Raw genomic sequence first — 16158 nt, 5'->3', positions numbered from 1 at the left:
TGCTCACGACGGCGTTTGTCGTAGCCTATGTGCGTCTGCATCAGGGCGGAAACGGCAGCGGATTCGATCGCCATAACCTTCCTTAAACGTTTCACAAAGTTCATGATGAAATCATCGAGATGCGCAACAAGATTCGCGCATAAAGACAGCCACCTTCACGAACTCATGGGGCTCGATTTTTATGGCGAACGCTTCTTTCTTAAATGCGGCGGAGAGGATGAAGGAGGCTGCATCCGACAAGTCCGCATTGCACGATGACGTCGACCGAGGAGAGCAAAGTGAGGAATTCAAGCGCATCACCGGCGCAGCTAGTGAACGATCGGAACGACCATGCTCGGCGCTGCCGCCGAGCATCTGAGGACCGAGGTCAAATTGACCGGCATTTAGGGCAACCGGGTGCAACGCTGCCATGTCCAAGCGGCACGCCGCCTATTCGCTGGATAGTTTCGATTGTCGCACGGTCGAACGACGCCTCCTATGTCGCGACGCCGGCGGTTGTAACCGCGACACGGATTTATCACGGTAAGCGCCTTGAAGGATCAGCTCGGTTTCCCGCGGGCACCCGTGTTGGAGCGCCGATGGCGTGGCGGCCTTCCCCGATCCCGTGTTCCTGCCGACTCCGCGCTCATTTGCGGAGCACACCTACCGACATGCCAACAGGCGGCCATTTCGCAGCGATGGGAGAGCCAAAGCTGATGCTGGCCGACTTGCGAGCTATCAACGGCAGAGTCTTGGGAGAGCGCTGCTAAAGTCGGAACTCTCGCTTTCCGAAGCGCGGCGCATCACGCTTGCGGCCCAGGGCTTCAATATCCCTCGTCGCGGCGGAGCCACCAGAGCGGCGCGGCTACAACGAGCGATCAAGCGGCTCTGCCTGCTTCAAGGGGCCCATTGGTTCAGCGTTGTTTGCTCGTCCACCTGCGGCAGAGACATCGTCGATGTCCTATCTCTTGCGACGCCGCCTTCGACAATTCGCGGACAGCTATAAGCATGACCTCACTGGAAGCCCACCGAAGGCATGCCATTCACCACCAGAGGGCCAACATCGACCTTGGTTGACATGAGAACGATCTCGGCAACTGGGATCTTTCCGTCACCGATGTCGCACAGCGCCAGCGTGCGAGCCACATTTCCGAGACAAATTGCTTGACCTAATGCGCGAGCGCGCTATCCGCGATAGTTGCTTCGTGTCGGCGGCGGCTGCTACGGAGCACCACGCATATTCTCGCAAAGAAGCATCAGAACCCCGCCTTTCCGATCGCATCAGCAAACGAACGATCGACGATCTCCGCCGCAACCAGCTTCTGCTTGATGAGGCCCCAGCGGAAATACAGATCAATCGTGCCCTGCTCGTCCGCAACCACGCCGTCGTCGATCGGCGCGATCCGGATTTTTGCGCGCGAGAGCCAGTTCTGCGGTACTGATGTCGGGATGTTCATCCACTTGCCCCAGGTCGCGGCATAGCTGTCGATATTGTTCAGCGACCACGCGCGCGCCGCGGTGAGGCGACGGATGAAGTCGTTGAGCTCGGTGCGCTTGTCCCTGATGGCATCGGATCGCGCCACCTGGAAGCTGAGGCCCGGCGTCAGGCCTTCCGAGGTGATGATGCGGCGCGATTTGAACAGCACCTCTTCCTGGCTGACGTACGGCTCCCAGGTCGACCAAGCATCGACCGAACCTTGCGTGTAGGCGATTTTGGCATCGGACGGCGCCAGGAATGCGATCTGCACGTCACCGGCACTCCAGCCGTTCTTTTCGAGCGCGGCCAGGATCAGCTGATGCCCGATCGAGCCACGGCCGGTCGCGATCTTTTTACCGCGCAGGTCGGCGAAGGTCTTGATCGCCGAGCTCTCGGGCACGAGGATCGCGAGCCCCTCGCGCGTCTGCCGGATCGCGGCGATCGCCTTGACGGGCGCGCCGGAGGCGGCGGCGAAAGTGAAGGGCGCGTCTCCGACCAGCCCGGTCTCGATCGCGCCGGCGCTGAGCGCTTCCAGCAGCGGCGCCGCGGCCGGAAACTCCTTCCATTCGATCTTGTAGGGAACGTCGTTGAGCAGGCCCGCGGCTTCCATCACCGCCCGCGCATTGCCCTTCTGGTCACCGACGCGCAGCGTCGTCTGCGCGCTGGCGAGACCGGCGCCCGCAAGGGCGAGCGCCAAAGCAGCGATGAGCCGGATCATTCCGCCGCGATGCCCCGTTGCTGGTCGCGTGTCGCGATCAGCTTGCGCGTCAGCGGGATCAGCTCGCGGCCGTAGTCGATGGCATCGGGCAGCGGATCGAAGCCGCGGATCAGGAAATGGCTGACGCCAAGATCATAATAATCGGCGAAGACCTCGGCGACCTGCTCGGGCGTGCCGACCAGCGCGGTGGTGTTGCTGTTGGCGCCGGTGAGCTTTGCGATCTCGGTCCACAGCCGCTTGTCAATGCGCGCGCCCTGGTCAGCCAGCGCCAGGAGCCGCTTGGCGCCGTCGGTGGCGTGGTTTGGCCGGCGATAGCCGGTCTGGTCCTGGAGCGCAGTTGCGCGTTCGAGGATGTGCTCCGCCTTCTGCCAGGCCTTCTCCTCGGTCTCAGCGAGGATCGGCCGCACCGACAGGCTGAAGCGCGGACTCGGCCGCCCGTGTTTCGCAGCCGCTGCGCGCACCCGCGCCGTGACGTCGCGCACCTGCGCATAGGACTCGCCCCAGAGCGCAAACGTGTCGGCATACTTGCCCGAGACCTCGATCGCGGCATCCGAGCCGCCGCCGACGAAGGTGTAGATGCCGCCCTTCTGCAGCGGCTTCACCTGGGAGAAACCGTTCTCGACGGTGTAATATTTGCCGCTGTAGTTGAACGGCTTTTCGCTGGTCCATTCCAGCCTGACCACGTCGAGGAATTCGCTGGTGCGGGCGTAGCGTTCGTCCTTGTCGTCGAAGGTGTTGCCGTCCTGACGCAGCTCGGCGGCATTGCCGCCGGTGATGACGTGCAGCGAGACGCGGCCGCCATAGAGCTGGTCGAGCGTGGCGAGCTGGCGCGCCAGCAACGTCGGCGCGGTGAAGCCCGGCCGCTGCGCAATCATCACCTTGAGCTGTTTGGTGATGGTCAGCACATGCTGGGCAACTTGCAGCGCATCCGGCGTGGTGGAATGAAACGCGAGCAGCGCGCGGTCGAAACCGGCAAGCTCATGTGCTTTTGCCACCGTCTCGATATAAGCGGGATCGAGGATCGGTCCCTGGCGCACGATGGTCTCGGAAGCATTGCTGTTGGCGATAAAGCCGATGAACTCGACCGACATGATAATCTCCCTGTTGTTTTCGGAAAGGCTAGAGGCCCAATGCGGCGCGGCCGAGGCCGGTGCGCGTGGCATCGTCCTGCGGCGTGTGCACGCGCCCGCACAGGACATCGCGATAATGCCGCTCCAGCGGATTGCTGCGGGATAGGCCGTGATTGCCGGTCAGCGACAGCGCGTCCTCGACCGCGGCGACCGCATTGTTGGTGACCGTCAGCTTGATGACGTTGGATTCGCCGTTGGAGAGATCGACGCCGTCGTCGAAGTCGCGGGCGAAGGTGTCGAGCAGCCGAGCATTAACCGCGAGCCTGGCCTCGATCGCACCGAGGATTTCCTGCGCGCGCGGCAGCGTGGCAAGCGGCGCGCCGAGGCTGGCGGGCACGCGCTGCTTCAGGAACTGGACGAACCAGTCGCGCGCCGCACGGGCAATACCATCATAGATCGCGGCGACGAAGACGGTGTGGACGGTCGCCTGCGCGACGTCGGGGGCGCGCCAGTCGGCGGGCTTGCGGACATCGACCTCGGCGTCGAGCGGGATCACGACGTCGTCGAAAATGACGTCATGGCTGCCGCTGGCGCGCAGGCCGTGATGGTCCCAGGTCTCGACGATCCGCGTTCCCGGCAGGCCTGCCGGCACCAGGAACTGGCCCACCCGCGGCTCGGCTTCGTCGGTCCGCGCCCATACCAGATACCATTTCAGGATCGGCGCGCCGGTCGAGTAGATCTTGTGGCCAGAGAGCCGCCAGCCGGTCTCGGTGCGGCGGGCCACTGTCGCCGGCAGGCCGCCCCGCGCGGGCGAGCCGAGTTCGGGCTCGACCCGGAGCGCATTGATGAGCGCGAGGCCCTCGACGCTTTCGCGCGCAAGCTTGCGCGACAGCCGCGCCGGCCAGGTCGGGCTGCGCGCCATCACCAAATGATTGATGTAGTGCATCGACAGCACCAGCGCGGTCGACGGATCGGCCTTGCCGATGATGCCGAGCACACGCGCGGCATATCGTGCGCCCGCGCCGGCCCCGCCGAGAGCCGCCGACACCGTCAGTGACAGCAGGCCGGCTTCGGAGAGCTCGCGAAAGTTCTGGAAGGGAAAGCTGGCGGCGCGGTCGTGCTCGGCTGCGCGCACGGCAAAGCCCGGCGCAAGCGCCTCGGCGCGCGCGATATAGTCGGGTTCGCCATGCGCCACCCGTCCCTGAGCGATAGAAGTCACCATGTTGCATCCAATCCCAGCAGGCCAAGAATCTGGCGGCGCAGGTCCGCAAGATATGGATCGCCGCGATGGCGCGGATAGGGACGGTCGACGCGGATGTCGGCCTTCACGCGCGCCGGACGCTCGCTGAAGACGATGACGCGGTTGGCGAGCACCAGCGCCTCCTCGGCATCATGCGTGACGAGGAGCGTGGTAAAGCCCTTGCGCTGCCACAACGAGACCAGCTCGGCCTGCATGGTGATGCGGGTCAGCGAGTCGAGCTTGCCGAGCGGCTCATCCAAAATCAGGATCTTGGGATCGTTCACCAGCGCCCGCGCCAGCGCCACGCGCTGCGCCATGCCGCCGGAGAGCTGGTGCGGATAGGCATTGCGGAACGACGACAGTCCGACGAGATCGAGCGCATCATCGACACGCTGCCGCTGGCTCTTCAGAATGCCCTGGGCTTCGAGGCCCAGGGCGACGTTGTCCCAGACCGACCGCCAGGGAAACAGGGTCGGATCCTGGAACACGACGACGCGTGACGGATGCGGCCTGACGATGCGGACTTCGTCCTCGCGCAGACTTCCCGCCTTGGGCTTGTCGAGCCCTGCCACCAGCCGCAGCAAGGTCGACTTGCCGCAGCCGGAAGGCCCCAGCAGCGCGACGAACTCGCCGGGCTCGACGGCGATGCTGACATCGCTCAGCACCGGCAGCGCGGCGCCGTCGATGTCGAAGGCATGGCCGACCTGCTCGATGTCGAGCGCGGCACCGGCGGCCGGATGCACGATTGCCTCTACCATTTCACGGTCCCCTTCTGCCAGACCAGCAGACGGTCGCGGATCGCAAACAGCAGCGTGATCGCGCCGGAGCAGAGCAGCGACATCACGATCAGCGCCGCATACATGTTGGCATAGGCAGCCCAGCCCTGCGCCCATTGCAGGTACCAGCCGAGACCGGCCTTTACGCCGATCATCTCGGCGACGACGAGCACGGCAAAGGAGGCGCCGAGCCCCATGAACAGCCCAACGAAGACGTGCGGCAGCGCGGCAGGGATCGCGACCTTCAGCACCAGGAAGGACGGTTTTTCCCCGAGCGTCCGCGCGACATCGTAATAAGCACTGCTGACACTCGCGACGCCCGACCATGTCAGCACCGTGACGGGAAAACCGGTCGCGAGCGCGATCAGAAAGGTCGACGCGCTCCAGCTCGAGGGGAAGGTGAAGAACGCGATCGGCAGCCAGGCGGTTGCCGGCAGCGGCCCGATGAAGCGCAGCACCGGGTGCACCCAATAGCCGACCGCGCGCGACCAGCCGATCGACACCCCCGTCAGGAAGCCGACCGCAGCGCCAATGATGTAGCCGCCGAGCTGCAGCTTGACCGAGGCGAACAGGCTGTCGAGCAGCTTCGGCAGATCGTCGGTATAGACCTCGATGATCGCCTGCGGCGGCGGGAAGAACGGCAGCGGCAGCCAGGCAAACTTGGCGGTCGCGACCTCCCACAGCGTCAGGAACGCGCCGAGCGCGATGAGCCAGGGCGCGCGCTGGCGCAGCGCCCTGCCCGCCGTGCCCAGATAGTCGGCGCCGACGGTCCCGAACAACACGACCGCGGCAATGACGAGCGCCGCGATGCCGAGCGAATGGGTGCGCGACCAGTCGCCGACATCCTCCCACCACAGGCAGGAGAGGCCGAAGGCAATCCACGCGATGCTGGCGAAAACCCCGGCGCCGGACTCGCGCACCCAGCTGGCAAACGCCGTCGTGGTCCGCGGCGCGCCGGAGGCGAGCCCGTCAGACAGAGAATACGTCGACATAGATGCGCTCCGCGAATTTGGTCGTATCGGTGCTCTGCTTGAAGACCTGCACGCTCTTGAGATCGTCGGCGTAAGCCTTCAGTTCGCGCTTGAGCACCTCACCGGTCGGATGATGATGGTGGGTGTGGTAGCGCACCATGCCCTCGATATCGGCGAGCGTTGCGGCCTTCGGTGCGTAGGGCTGGAATGACTTTGCCGCGACGGCCGGATTCTGCGAGGTGAACATGGCGGCGTCGAGCAGCGCCTGAGTGATCGCACGCGCGACCTGGGGTTCTTCGCGAACCAGCGAGCCGCGCAGGCCGACGATGCAGCAGCTCTTGTCGCGATAGTCGCCATCGAGGTTGGAGGCGACCTCCCTGTACTGGGTGTCCTTGAGCCAGAGATAGGCAAGCGGGTCGGACGACAGGAAAGCCTGCACCTCGCCCTTCTGGACCGCAACATCGAGCAGATTGCCGGGATAGGCGCGCCAGTCGACGTCCTTGTTAGGATCAATGCCGAGTTTTGCCAACTGGATCGAGAAGAAGTTCTTGTCGGGACCAGCGAGATCGCCGACCGCACCGATCTTGCCCTTGAGATCGGCAAGCTTGTTCACGCCGGAATCGGCGCGGCTCAGCACGCGCATGCAGCCGCCATGGGTGCCGGCGGCGATCTTGACGTCAAAGCCCTGCTCGAGCGGTTTCAGCCAGCGCAGCGCCATGCCGAGACCGGCATCGCTCTTTCCGGTCGCGATGGCCTCGAGCAACTGGTCGGTCGAACCGGAATAGTTGACGAGCTCGACATCGAGATTCTGCTTCTGGAAGAAGCCGTGCTCGATCGCAACAGGCAGCGGCGCAAGGCACACCGCGCCGGCATTCCACGAGAGCTTTAGCTTGCGCGGGGCTCCCGTGAGCACAGGACCGTCCGCGGCCGTGCGGCATAGCGGGAATTCCGAGAAGTCTATGCCAGGCGCGGGCGCCTGCGGCACAAACGCCTGTGCGCCCAGGGCGCCGAACGGGGCCGCAAAGGCCGCCGCCAGTCCCGCCTGAAGCAAATGACGCCGGTCGAGGCTCGATCCGTTGCGCTTAATGTCGTTTCCCATCAGCCCCACTCCTGAGTTGGCACGCTCCGCCATCGGCACAACTGTTCGCGTTGCGGATGTTCCTGAGGGAGCTGCGTAGAGAGAATATTTTTCGCGGGTCGCTTCCTGCGTCCACGTTGATGCGATGTGCAAATCATGCGGCGCGGGTACCGCATCGTCAATGAAATGGAATTTCGAATCTGGCGCGATGCGAAGTCATTCTCTCCATCGGCACACGCAACAACGATGAAACGATTTTCGCTGACGCATCGGCTCCCAGGCAGCTTCACGACTCTGCGAGAGGATCACTGTCACCCAGTCTGAGGCATGCGCACGCCGCTTTTCTGAAAAGCACACATTCATTGAAATGTCCTTGCTCATCGCGCGCGCAATACGGTTGGCCATTTCATTGACTGCGTATCACGCGGTCATAGACTTGATCGTCTCGCCGCATCACGCGCCCACGTGTCGTAACAGGCAAGCAACAAGACAGATCACATGAGCATCAACTCTTCGGACCATTCGATCACGCACCGCCTGGCGGCCTCTCTGTTCGCCGCGGTCGTCACCTTGTCGACGGCAGCCGCGTCGTTCGCGGCCGATACAGTCGTGCTGCGCGTCGGCGACCAGAAAGGCGGTAAACGCTCGCTACTCGAGATCTCGGGTTATGCGAAGGACCTGCCTTACAAGATCGAATGGTCGGAATTCCCGGCGGCAGCTCCCATTCTGGAAGCGCTCAACGCCGGCGCGCTCGACGTCGGCTACACGGGCGATCTGTCTTTCCTCTCCGTCTATGCAGCGGGCGCGCCGATCAAGGCGATCGGCGGCACGCGGTCGGATGCCAAGACGCAGGCGATCCTGGTTCGTCAGGATTCACCGATCAAGTCGGCCGCCGACCTCAAGGGCAAGCGCCTCGCTGGTACGCGCGGCGGCTGGGGCCAGTTCCTGATCGATGCAACCCTGGAGAAGGCGCAGATCAAGCTGGACGAGGCGACCTTCGCGCCTCTCGGCCCTGTCGATGCCAAGGTGGCACTGGTGGCGGGGTCAGTCGACGCCTGGGCGGTGTGGGAGCCCTATGTCTCATTCGCGACGTTGAAGGACAAGGCGCGCGTCATCGCCGACGGCGACGGCCTGACGCCGACCATCACCTTCATCGTCGCCTCCGACAATGCCATCGCCACCAAGCGCGCCGCGGTTCAGGACCTCGTGCAACGGCTGAACAAGGCACGGCTGTGGTCGCTGGACCATATTGCGGAATACGCCAGGAGCACGGCCGAGCTGACCAAGCTGCCGGAGGACGTGCTGATCTCGGCCTACACCGCGCAGCGCACCAGCCCGATTGTGATCGACGAGGGCGTGGTGAAAGAGGTGCAGGAAGCCTCCGACCGCTCGACCCGCTACGGCATCCTGCCGAAGACGCTCGACGTCAGCAAAGCCGTCGACCGCAGCTTCACGGCTGCTGCGGCGGGATCGAATTAGGTTGGCTCAGGTGGCGGCCGTCCGGACGAACATCACCACCGATTCGCTTGAACGCGGGCGCAAAGACGCAGTGTTCGAGCTATCGGGACCTTGAGAAGGGCTCCAACTTCATCTCGATGTTCCGACTTCAAACCAGGATAAGGTAGCTTGACGTAGAGAGCGGAAAGCCTTCCTGATGAGCCTCGATCACGGCGAAGGTACGCTATTGTTGTACTATGGAATACTGCAATTCTCGGAATAGATTCGAAATACCTTCGGATTACTTTGACATACTTTAATTGGAGATTTTCTCCAGATCAGACCGCTTGCCGCACGTCGCAGCCGGCTCCAAGCGAAAGTGCCGCTGTACGTAACCACGACGGGTCTTGCGCTTGAACCAGGACTCAAGCGCCTCTGCACGTGCCCATCGAACAGATCGAGCCGCCGTTGGCCGTGCCCACCGAGGCGGCCCCATTCGCGCACCAATGCTGTATCGCCAAACAGCGTCGGCTCGATCGTCAGCACGTAGAACTTTGCGGGCTTATTGCACGGTGAGTTCGGACATGCGCCAGAATCGCAATTCCCGAATCAACCGTCCAATTAAATAAGTGAATCGACCAGGGCCGACGATTCAGAAATTTCATAACGGCATTTGTGGCAATCGCTGCTGAGCTCGCGATAGGTGACCGAGGCGAAGCCCGCAAGCTCCGGGCCTGTCGGACTTCAACGAAAACGGCGAACGCACCGCGAAACAGCGCCGCGGGTACGACAGGCACGATTTTCTGAACTGCCCCGGGCAAGCGCTGGATCAAGATCATGGCGCCCCTACTCTTCATCTACATCACTGAATATCTCGATCAACGCTCCGGAGATCTTCGGCGAAGATTTGAAAGTTTCGCTTCGCCGCGGGGAGGCCGCTGGTCCTCATCCTCGTAGATCATCTCGTCCATCCGGCGCAAAGCCGTTGACAACGCCGCTTGCAACGCGTCATCGTCCCAAAAATACTTTGCGGCGGCCTCGAGAGAATCGCGAAAGTCACGATACATTCCTGCCTGATCGCTCGAGCTGTAACTTCTTCGCGTGCGACCGACCGACGCACCAAGGTCGGCAAGCCATTCCCATTTCACGTCGGCGCAGAGCCGTTCGAATTCGTCAGAAGGCAACAGTGATCGCACACGTCCATCCTGGAAAATCGACTCGTCGAAGCATTCCAGCGTATTCCCGTATCTCCCTCATCAGGTTTCAATGTCCTCTTCGGACAAAGGACGATTTGTTTGAATCGGGCAAGCAAGCGGATGTTATTGCCGTCAGCCATCGGAATATGCAGGGGAACTACCAAATCTCTGGGCGCGCCTCGACGAAAGTGCGCAGAAATCTTCATCACAGCGCTCGGCTAGGAAGTAATGAAGGACGCTATTGATCGGCACGTCCAATAGTACCTTCTGCGCTCTATGGCGTTCTGACGCATCGACATCGCTGCGACGTCCGCAAAACACGTACGCCAGCAGTCGCTCGGATTTGGCTCCGGGCAGGTATATCTCGACGAGGTCGGGGCCTCCCGCGACGAATAGGCATCCGCGATCGTCGGATGACGAAAGGTCCACCTGTCGCCTTCCTCGTGCTCGGCTATAGCAAGGTCATCCAGCGCGCCAAGAGACGATATCGCCGCGATCATCGATTTGCCGGAAGCCGGATCCCGCGAAGCAAGACGAACCGGTGATCCAGCAGCGCTTCCACGCTCCGTCTATGCGCGTCCGTGGTCGCGAAGCAGCGCAGATTTGTCGCCCATCGCGCCGAGTAGATGTCATGCCTGAAGATAGGCTCCGCCGTCGATGAATTGTCGGAGATGCGTGAGGTTGTAGATTCGCGGAATTAGCATCCTCGGGGACGGGCGGCTCCGAAGCTGGGCCGCGACCCAGTCGCCTCCAAACACGCGACAACGCTGCACACCGGCCTTTTCGAAAGCCTGCAGATGCTTGCCTCGGCAGCTCCCGAAACCCCGGCGTTCGTAATGAAGATGTAATCGCCTGCGCGCCCCCTGGGCAGCGAGCTCCTTGGCATTGCCCGGCTGTCGCGCGCCATGGAAAACTGCCCCCTCAGTTCCGGATGGCGTTTGACACCCGGCTTCTTGGTGAGGTGCGACAGAGATAGACGGGCGGCGGCATTTCCGAAATGCTTGATCTGGATCGTGCACTTTCCGGCGCGGGGCGGCCTCGCCTCCTTCCCAAGCGCCGGGAAATGCTCGTCCGACCGCCATCGTGGGAGGCCAAAAAGTTCTGTATCGGGGACTTCAAATCTTCCGCCACGATGGCGAGGCACAAATCTTGGAATGCCTCCCGTCCGATACGAGGCAAATCGTCGATCGTACCTAAGTGGATAGGGCAGAGGGAACCCGGCCGCGCCTTCGCAAGTCTCTGGCGCATCACTACGTAGTAGTCAAATATGATATATTGAAGCAGATAACATTTCATATATGATGAATTATAGACCAAGCGCTGTGTCGCTCTGATCATGGACGAAGGCGGCTTCGTAGTCGCGCGATTGGGCACGGCCGACCCCTGCCCGTCGGAAAGTTTCCCGCCATCCATCGGACACGCGTTGAGCTGTATCTCGGATGATCTTTCGCGCGTTGGCGTCGGTGATTTCGAAAAACTCGCAGGCCTCGAGGGCGAGCTTGATTGATCGGTCGTGCGTGCCACCTTCCATGATCGCCGTCTCGAGATGCGGGTTGCGATCGGGCGCCGGGTTCACATCGAACATCGGCGACAGACGCCACCGTCCCGAACCGACGTACAGGAAGCCATGGTTCTTCAGATGATCATCCTTGTTCGAAACAAGGATAGTGAAGACCATCCGCCGATAGAGCTCCTCAAAATCGACTTGCGGATCCGGAGCTGACGTCCGCATGAAATCGACAATCTCCGTGTACGAACCGAGCTCTAAGCCTGTCTTCCCGAGCGCCGTTCGGGCGGAGATGTAGGGAATGCGGGCGCGGCCGCGTCGATCGAAACGCTGGACCAGCGCGACCGGAAATTTCGTGTCAGCGAGTTCCAGTCTGACCTCTGGAATGCGGATGCCGCACATCCTGGCAAGGTTCAGCGTCGCGACCTCGACCTGTTCGATCGGGTGCTGATCGTGGACGGAAGTGAACTTGGCAAGCCAGAGAACGTCGCCGTCACGAACGTTGGCTTTGGGCCGAGCCCCGCCCGAGCCGCCGGCTCCGGCAAGAGCTTGCATGTCCGCAGGGGAAATCTCCTTGCCTTGTTCGTAGGCGCGGGCAATCGCCGTGATCGCCTCTAGATCAAGAAGACGCGGTACCGCTTCGTTGGCCTTACCGGTAATGATCTTCCCATGTTCATCGATGAAACGCAGAGCACCTTGCCGGCATGTATCGTCGGACAGTGTGAGATATTCGAATTCAGAGAGGCCATTGCCATAGGCACGTTCAAGCAGTCTGCGCCCCCAGCTGTCGGGCGCAGCATCGGAGAAGACGCCAGCAAGCGCCTCGCGCGAATTGCCAGACTGCGCCGACGCATGAAACGGCCCGCCCTCAAAGGGCATGTTCGGCTGCAATGCGAAAGCACGCGGATCCTTCGCCCAGGCCGGGTCATAGGTGAAGATCGAAAATTGACGAGGCCCGGTCTGCGTGAAGCGTAGTTCACCGACTCGCGTTAAGCCTTCGCCAAGGGCTACTTGGGCGTAGTATTCAGTCATCAGAAGGCCACGCCGTTCGGATCAACATCGTCCGGTTCGTTTTTCCCGTCCTTGTCGCCCTGCCTCTCCTGCTTGCGCAGCCTTGCAGCGTACGATCGACCGCGCTGCGGCAACCGCTCCGACGTCAACGCCAAACCCAGATCGTCTTTCCGTATATCGACGAGATCGGCGAGATTCTCGATAAGCCCGAGAGAGACGAGCACGTCCGCGAGCGTGCCTACGGCGACTCCCGGATCGCCTTTTTCCAGGCGTGCGATGGTGCTAGGCGACGTACCCGCGCGCGCAGCCAAGTCGGCCACAGCCACACGACGGCGCAGGCGAGCCGATCGAAGGTCGTGACCAAGACGTTCAAGCGCGGCATTGGATTTGGGCGAACTCATAATATCACCATATGTGGCGACTAACACTTGTTTATATGCCATATATGACGAATTGGTTTACTTGACAACAGCCTGAGCAGCTCCATTTGGGTCCGGAAGCCGGACATTTCTTCGACGCTCGACGAGACATCGCGCAGCTCTAGCTCGGCCCTGATCACCGGCGTGACCTCGATCCTGACCTGCGCGGCGCCTCTCTGGACGGTCAGCTTGATGACAATCTTTCACCGGCGCTGACGACTTCCGTCACCCGTGCTGCCGGCAATCCTTTCCTGATGGCCGCCGCCATGCGCTCCATCGCCGCATCGATCGGGGCCAGAGATTTGGGGCGCGGAACCACCGGCAGATAGGTGTGGTCGATATCCACCGACAGGCGCGGCATGTCGCGGTGGAAAGGATTGATGGCGGCGCCGTCCTCGAGCGCAAAAGTAGGCTCCGCCGCGACGAATATTTGCTAAATGTAAGCTACTCAAAGACGCCTGGGTCCGTCGACGATCTTGTGTGTGATGAGACCAAACAAGCGGAGTAGGCCGGCAAGCAATATCTCGTCAGATTGTCAGACGTCGCAGCTACCATCTCAAAAGAAGCGATGGTGACCGACCGGACGAAACGTTTCGAAGGTCAAATTGTGGCCGGCCCGAGGTAACATCGTTCACGCTGATTGTTCGGCGAGGTTAGATCACGATCCTATATCAAGGTGACGTGACGGGCCAGATCGATTGGCTTGCCGTTCGGTATGATGCTATTCTTTCCTTTAGGCCGACCTGCGAAGCGGACGCGATGAGCCTCAGCATGTCGAAGCCGTCACCCGTTTCTCCGCGAACGCTGCGAGCACTCGCTGCAGCCATCCAAATCGATTGATGCGTCGAACTATCTAGCCGACAGGCGCGAGCGGTCTCGCTAGACACTGCCCTTTCGATGTCTTCGTAGCCAATTTGTTTCATAGCCAAGCCGGATTCCAGCGCGGATTGCGCATCGACCGTCGCCCCTCCCATGATCCATTCCGCGGCCGTCGCGGCGCCGACGATCTCGGCGAGCCTTGAGGTACCCAAGACAAGGCCGAAATTCGCTCCCGGAAAGACGAACGACGACCCCGGTAGGATCCAACGGATGGCACAGGCGCAGAACAGGTCGGCCCCGGCTCCGATCGCTCGCCCTCGGGCTATTGCCAACGTCGGGAAAGGTGCATTCTTGATCGCCTGGAGACAATATTCGATACGGACGAATCTTGCCAATAGCGTATCGTCTGTTTCCTCCTGGAGTCGCGACAGATCAAAGCCAGTGCAGAAGTTGCGCCCACTCGACTCGACGATCATAAGCCTGGCGCACGATCTTCGTGCCTCCTCTACCTCGCGCGTGAGGGCCGCGATCAAACCTGGGTTCAAGGCGTTGCCTACTTCCGGTCGGTTCAGGCGCAATCGCACGACACCGTCGGCGCGACCGACGAAAAGGTCTTCCGTCCCACTCACTGCGCTGGCGCCCAGAGGTTGGGAGTGAGAGCATTGGAATAACCCGAGACAAACTCTTGGGTCTCACCGAGATCTTTGAAGACATGACGTCGGATTCTCCCGATATTCCCACCGTAGCAGTGGATACTAATGGACACGCGGTCATCGAACGCATTTCGCACTTGATGAATGTCGCCAACCGCTTCCGACACGATTTCCACGTCGCCTGGCTCCAGTCGCTCGGAACCACCGATCGGGTCCATCCCATAGGCCGTCCGGCCGTACCTCTGGTTGATCTCGGATCCTCGCAACATGCCGATGACACCCCACACGGAATGGTCATGGACCGGCGTCTGCTGGCCCGGTCCCCAAACGAAGCTCACGACCGAAAAGCGATCAAGAGGGTCTCCATATAGCAGATGTTGCTGATAGAATTTGGGATCGGACAGCGCCATCGTCTCAGGCAACCAGTCATCCGTTGACACAAGCTCGCTCATCGCCTTCCTGACGCGCGAAACGACTATGACTTCGTCCTGAACGTTTTCGACACAGCGTGTCACCTCGGCCACAAATGCAAGCAGCTTTTGGCTCACCTCAGTCCTCCGACCTTGTTGAAACTCGGTTGAGGTCCGGCTGCCTGCGGCTGTAGGCGTCACGGAACTCCTTTGTATGTTCACCCAGCAGGGGCGGTCGGCTCCGGATTTCAAAGCTTTCGCCGCCGAACTTCAGGGGCGATGCGAAAGTCTGCGTCGTTCGTCCACCCGGCAACTGGAGTTCTTTGATCCATCCCATGTGGCGCGTCTGAGGATCTCCAAGGGCCGCGTCGTAGCTATTAATCCTTGCATGAGGCACACGAGCCTTCGCGAAGGCTCCGATCCAGTAATCGACCGGCTGGGTTTCGAATACGGCCTCCAGCAGCTCCTTGAGGGAGTGCTGGTTCGAAGCCCTGTCAGCGGTGGTAAGGAAACGCCCATCGGTGACGAGATAGTCGCGTCCGACGACACGACAGACCTCGCGCCACAGTCCGTCGTTGCCAGCCGCAATCGCGAAGAAGCCGTCCGCCGCTCGATAAGCCTGGTAGGGCGCATTACGCGGGTGGGCGGATCCCAATCTGCGGGGGAGCAGACCAGTCCCGAAAAATTCACTTGTCTGTAACGCGGCTATACCCAACGTGCAGCCAAACATCGGAACGTCTATGTGAGCGCCGTTGCCCCCCGCCCGAACCCGCACCAGAGCGGAGGTCACGGCAAAAGCGGCGTATAGACCCGACGCAAAATCCGAGATCGGAACTCCGCATTTGACCGGCGCTCCATCGCTTTCGCCCGTTACGCTCATCACGCCAGCAGCGGCCTGAATGGTGAGATCAAACCCACCTTCGTCGGCTCGAGGTCCGGTTTGACCATATGCGGATATCGAGCAGTAGATAAGATCCGGCCTCTCCGCGGCGAATTGCGGATAACCGAGCCCCAAGCGCTCCATCACGCCGGGACGATTGTTCTCGATCAGCACGTCGGCATCGAGCACAAGCCGCCGCGCAATGTCATTGTCCTCATCATTCTTGAGATCCAGGACGATCGATTTCTTGTTGCGATTGAGTGAGGCAAAGTTCTCGCTAAATCCTTCTGTCAACGGCGGCCATTGGCGTAAGCCATCTCCATTTGGCGGTTCGACCTTGATGACGCTCGCTCCCATATCCGAGAGCAGCATGGACGCGAAAGGCCCCGCTGCCGTCGAGCAGAATTCGACTACGCTAACCTGATCCAGGGGAAGTGGCTTCGACGACATATTTTTTTCCGGTCGCAGTCGTTCTGCGCTGAATGGATCACGTGAGGCCGGATGCGTGGTCTTCCGG

General features: G+C 61.4%; 16 protein-coding genes. 1 reads left to right on the top strand and 15 read right to left on the bottom strand.

The features are described 5' to 3' along the window. Nucleotides 1-111 precede the first annotated feature (111 nt). From XH89_RS37070 to XH89_RS37040, 7 genes are all read right to left on the bottom strand, one after another. Nucleotides 112-417 carry a hypothetical protein gene (locus tag XH89_RS37070; RefSeq protein WP_164933838.1) on the bottom strand — a complete coding sequence of 102 codons (306 nt, stop codon included), beginning with the start codon at nt 415-417 and terminating at the stop codon, nt 112-114. Nucleotides 418-1235: 818 nt separating this feature from the next. Continuing rightward, nucleotides 1236-2174, bottom strand: a complete 939-nt coding sequence (locus XH89_RS37065; protein WP_128929645.1) for an ABC transporter substrate-binding protein — start codon at nt 2172-2174, stop codon at nt 1236-1238. Next, nucleotides 2171-3265, bottom strand: coding sequence for an LLM class flavin-dependent oxidoreductase (locus tag XH89_RS37060; RefSeq protein ID WP_128929646.1), 1095 nt, complete (start codon nt 3263-3265; stop codon nt 2171-2173). Before XH89_RS37060 ends, XH89_RS37065 begins: the two co-directional genes overlap by 4 nt. A 28-nt stretch (nt 3266-3293) precedes the next feature. After that, complete coding sequence (locus XH89_RS37055) at nt 3294-4466, bottom strand: acyl-CoA dehydrogenase family protein (protein ID WP_128929647.1); 1173 nt, start codon at nt 4464-4466, stop codon at nt 3294-3296. Beyond that, nucleotides 4460-5242 carry an ABC transporter ATP-binding protein gene (locus tag XH89_RS37050; protein WP_128929648.1) on the bottom strand — a complete coding sequence of 261 codons (783 nt, stop codon included), beginning with the start codon at nt 5240-5242 and terminating at the stop codon, nt 4460-4462. The genes XH89_RS37055 and XH89_RS37050 overlap by 7 nt, the downstream gene beginning before the upstream one ends. Continuing rightward, nucleotides 5236-6252: an ABC transporter permease gene (locus tag XH89_RS37045; protein WP_128929649.1), complete on the bottom strand. Its 1017-nt coding sequence runs from the start codon at nt 6250-6252 to the stop codon at nt 5236-5238. The genes XH89_RS37050 and XH89_RS37045 overlap by 7 nt, the downstream gene beginning before the upstream one ends. Next, the gene (locus tag XH89_RS37040) at nt 6230-7330 is read right to left on the bottom strand and encodes an ABC transporter substrate-binding protein (RefSeq protein ID WP_128929650.1); all 1101 of its coding nucleotides are present in this window, start codon (nt 7328-7330) and stop codon (nt 6230-6232) included. Before XH89_RS37040 ends, XH89_RS37045 begins: the two co-directional genes overlap by 23 nt. 477 nt (nt 7331-7807) lie before the next feature. Between XH89_RS37040 and XH89_RS37035 the strand changes: the two genes are divergently transcribed. Beyond that, on the top strand, nt 7808-8788 hold the full coding sequence (locus XH89_RS37035) for an ABC transporter substrate-binding protein (protein ID WP_128929651.1): 981 nt from the start codon (nt 7808-7810) through the stop codon (nt 8786-8788). 213 nt (nt 8789-9001) lie between these two features. Here XH89_RS37035 and XH89_RS37030 read toward each other — a convergent pair whose 3' ends face one another. The 8 genes from XH89_RS37030 to XH89_RS36995 all read right to left on the bottom strand — a co-directional run bounded on the left by XH89_RS37030 (nt 9002) and on the right by XH89_RS36995 (nt 16091). Continuing rightward, nucleotides 9002-9292 (bottom strand): WGR domain-containing protein, encoded by a 291-nt coding sequence (locus tag XH89_RS37030; RefSeq protein WP_232995584.1) that lies wholly within the window; start codon nt 9290-9292, stop codon nt 9002-9004. A gap of 332 nt (nt 9293-9624) precedes the next feature. Continuing rightward, nucleotides 9625-9942 (bottom strand): hypothetical protein, encoded by a 318-nt coding sequence (locus XH89_RS37025; protein WP_128929652.1) that lies wholly within the window; start codon nt 9940-9942, stop codon nt 9625-9627. Nucleotides 9943-11248: 1306 nt separating this feature from the next. Then, entirely contained in the window at nt 11249-12481 is a 1233-nt protein-coding gene (locus XH89_RS37020) for a type II toxin-antitoxin system HipA family toxin (protein WP_128929653.1), read from the bottom strand. Continuing rightward, nucleotides 12481-12861 carry a helix-turn-helix domain-containing protein gene (locus XH89_RS37015; protein WP_128929654.1) on the bottom strand — a complete coding sequence of 127 codons (381 nt, stop codon included), beginning with the start codon at nt 12859-12861 and terminating at the stop codon, nt 12481-12483. The genes XH89_RS37020 and XH89_RS37015 overlap by 1 nt, the downstream gene beginning before the upstream one ends. Nucleotides 12862-13063: 202 nt before the next feature. Then, the gene (locus XH89_RS41485) at nt 13064-13240 is read right to left on the bottom strand and encodes a hypothetical protein (protein ID WP_232995585.1); all 177 of its coding nucleotides are present in this window, start codon (nt 13238-13240) and stop codon (nt 13064-13066) included. A gap of 310 nt (nt 13241-13550) precedes the next feature. Beyond that, nucleotides 13551-14327 (bottom strand): enoyl-CoA hydratase/isomerase family protein, encoded by a 777-nt coding sequence (locus XH89_RS37005; RefSeq protein WP_128929655.1) that lies wholly within the window; start codon nt 14325-14327, stop codon nt 13551-13553. Beyond that, nucleotides 14324-14899 carry a cysteine dioxygenase gene (locus tag XH89_RS37000; protein ID WP_164933837.1) on the bottom strand — a complete coding sequence of 192 codons (576 nt, stop codon included), beginning with the start codon at nt 14897-14899 and terminating at the stop codon, nt 14324-14326. The genes XH89_RS37005 and XH89_RS37000 overlap by 4 nt, the downstream gene beginning before the upstream one ends. A gap of 1 nt (nt 14900) precedes the next feature. Continuing rightward, the gene (locus XH89_RS36995; protein WP_128929657.1) at nt 14901-16091 is read right to left on the bottom strand and encodes a CaiB/BaiF CoA-transferase family protein; all 1191 of its coding nucleotides are present in this window, start codon (nt 16089-16091) and stop codon (nt 14901-14903) included. Nucleotides 16092-16158 lie beyond the last annotated feature (67 nt).

The organism is Bradyrhizobium sp. CCBAU 53340 (assembly GCF_015291645.1).
Lineage (GTDB): Bacteria > Pseudomonadota > Alphaproteobacteria > Rhizobiales > Xanthobacteraceae > Bradyrhizobium.
This window is presented reverse-complemented; position numbering and strand designations above follow the sequence as displayed.

Excerpts from the sequence above, each read along its gene's own strand:
- XH89_RS37035 (WP_128929651.1), top strand. The coding sequence starts at position 7,808 with ATGAGCATCAACTCTTCGGACCATTCGATCACGCACCGCCTGGCGGCC.
- XH89_RS37045 (WP_128929649.1), bottom strand. The coding sequence starts at position 6,252 with ATGTCGACGTATTCTCTGTCTGACGGGCTCGCCTCCGGCGCGCCGCGG.
- XH89_RS37015 (WP_128929654.1), bottom strand. The coding sequence starts at position 12,861 with ATGAGTTCGCCCAAATCCAATGCCGCGCTTGAACGTCTTGGTCACGAC.
- XH89_RS37040 (WP_128929650.1), bottom strand. The coding sequence starts at position 7,330 with ATGGGAAACGACATTAAGCGCAACGGATCGAGCCTCGACCGGCGTCAT.
- XH89_RS37055 (WP_128929647.1), bottom strand. The coding sequence starts at position 4,466 with ATGGTGACTTCTATCGCTCAGGGACGGGTGGCGCATGGCGAACCCGAC.
- XH89_RS41485 (WP_232995585.1), bottom strand. The coding sequence starts at position 13,240 with ATGCCGCGCCTGTCGGTGGATATCGACCACACCTATCTGCCGGTGGTT.
- XH89_RS37060 (WP_128929646.1), bottom strand. The coding sequence starts at position 3,265 with ATGTCGGTCGAGTTCATCGGCTTTATCGCCAACAGCAATGCTTCCGAG.
- XH89_RS37065 (WP_128929645.1), bottom strand. The coding sequence starts at position 2,174 with ATGATCCGGCTCATCGCTGCTTTGGCGCTCGCCCTTGCGGGCGCCGGT.
- XH89_RS37050 (WP_128929648.1), bottom strand. The coding sequence starts at position 5,242 with ATGGTAGAGGCAATCGTGCATCCGGCCGCCGGTGCCGCGCTCGACATC.
- XH89_RS36995 (WP_128929657.1), bottom strand. The coding sequence starts at position 16,091 with ATGTCGTCGAAGCCACTTCCCCTGGATCAGGTTAGCGTAGTCGAATTC.
- XH89_RS37020 (WP_128929653.1), bottom strand. The coding sequence starts at position 12,481 with ATGACTGAATACTACGCCCAAGTAGCCCTTGGCGAAGGCTTAACGCGA.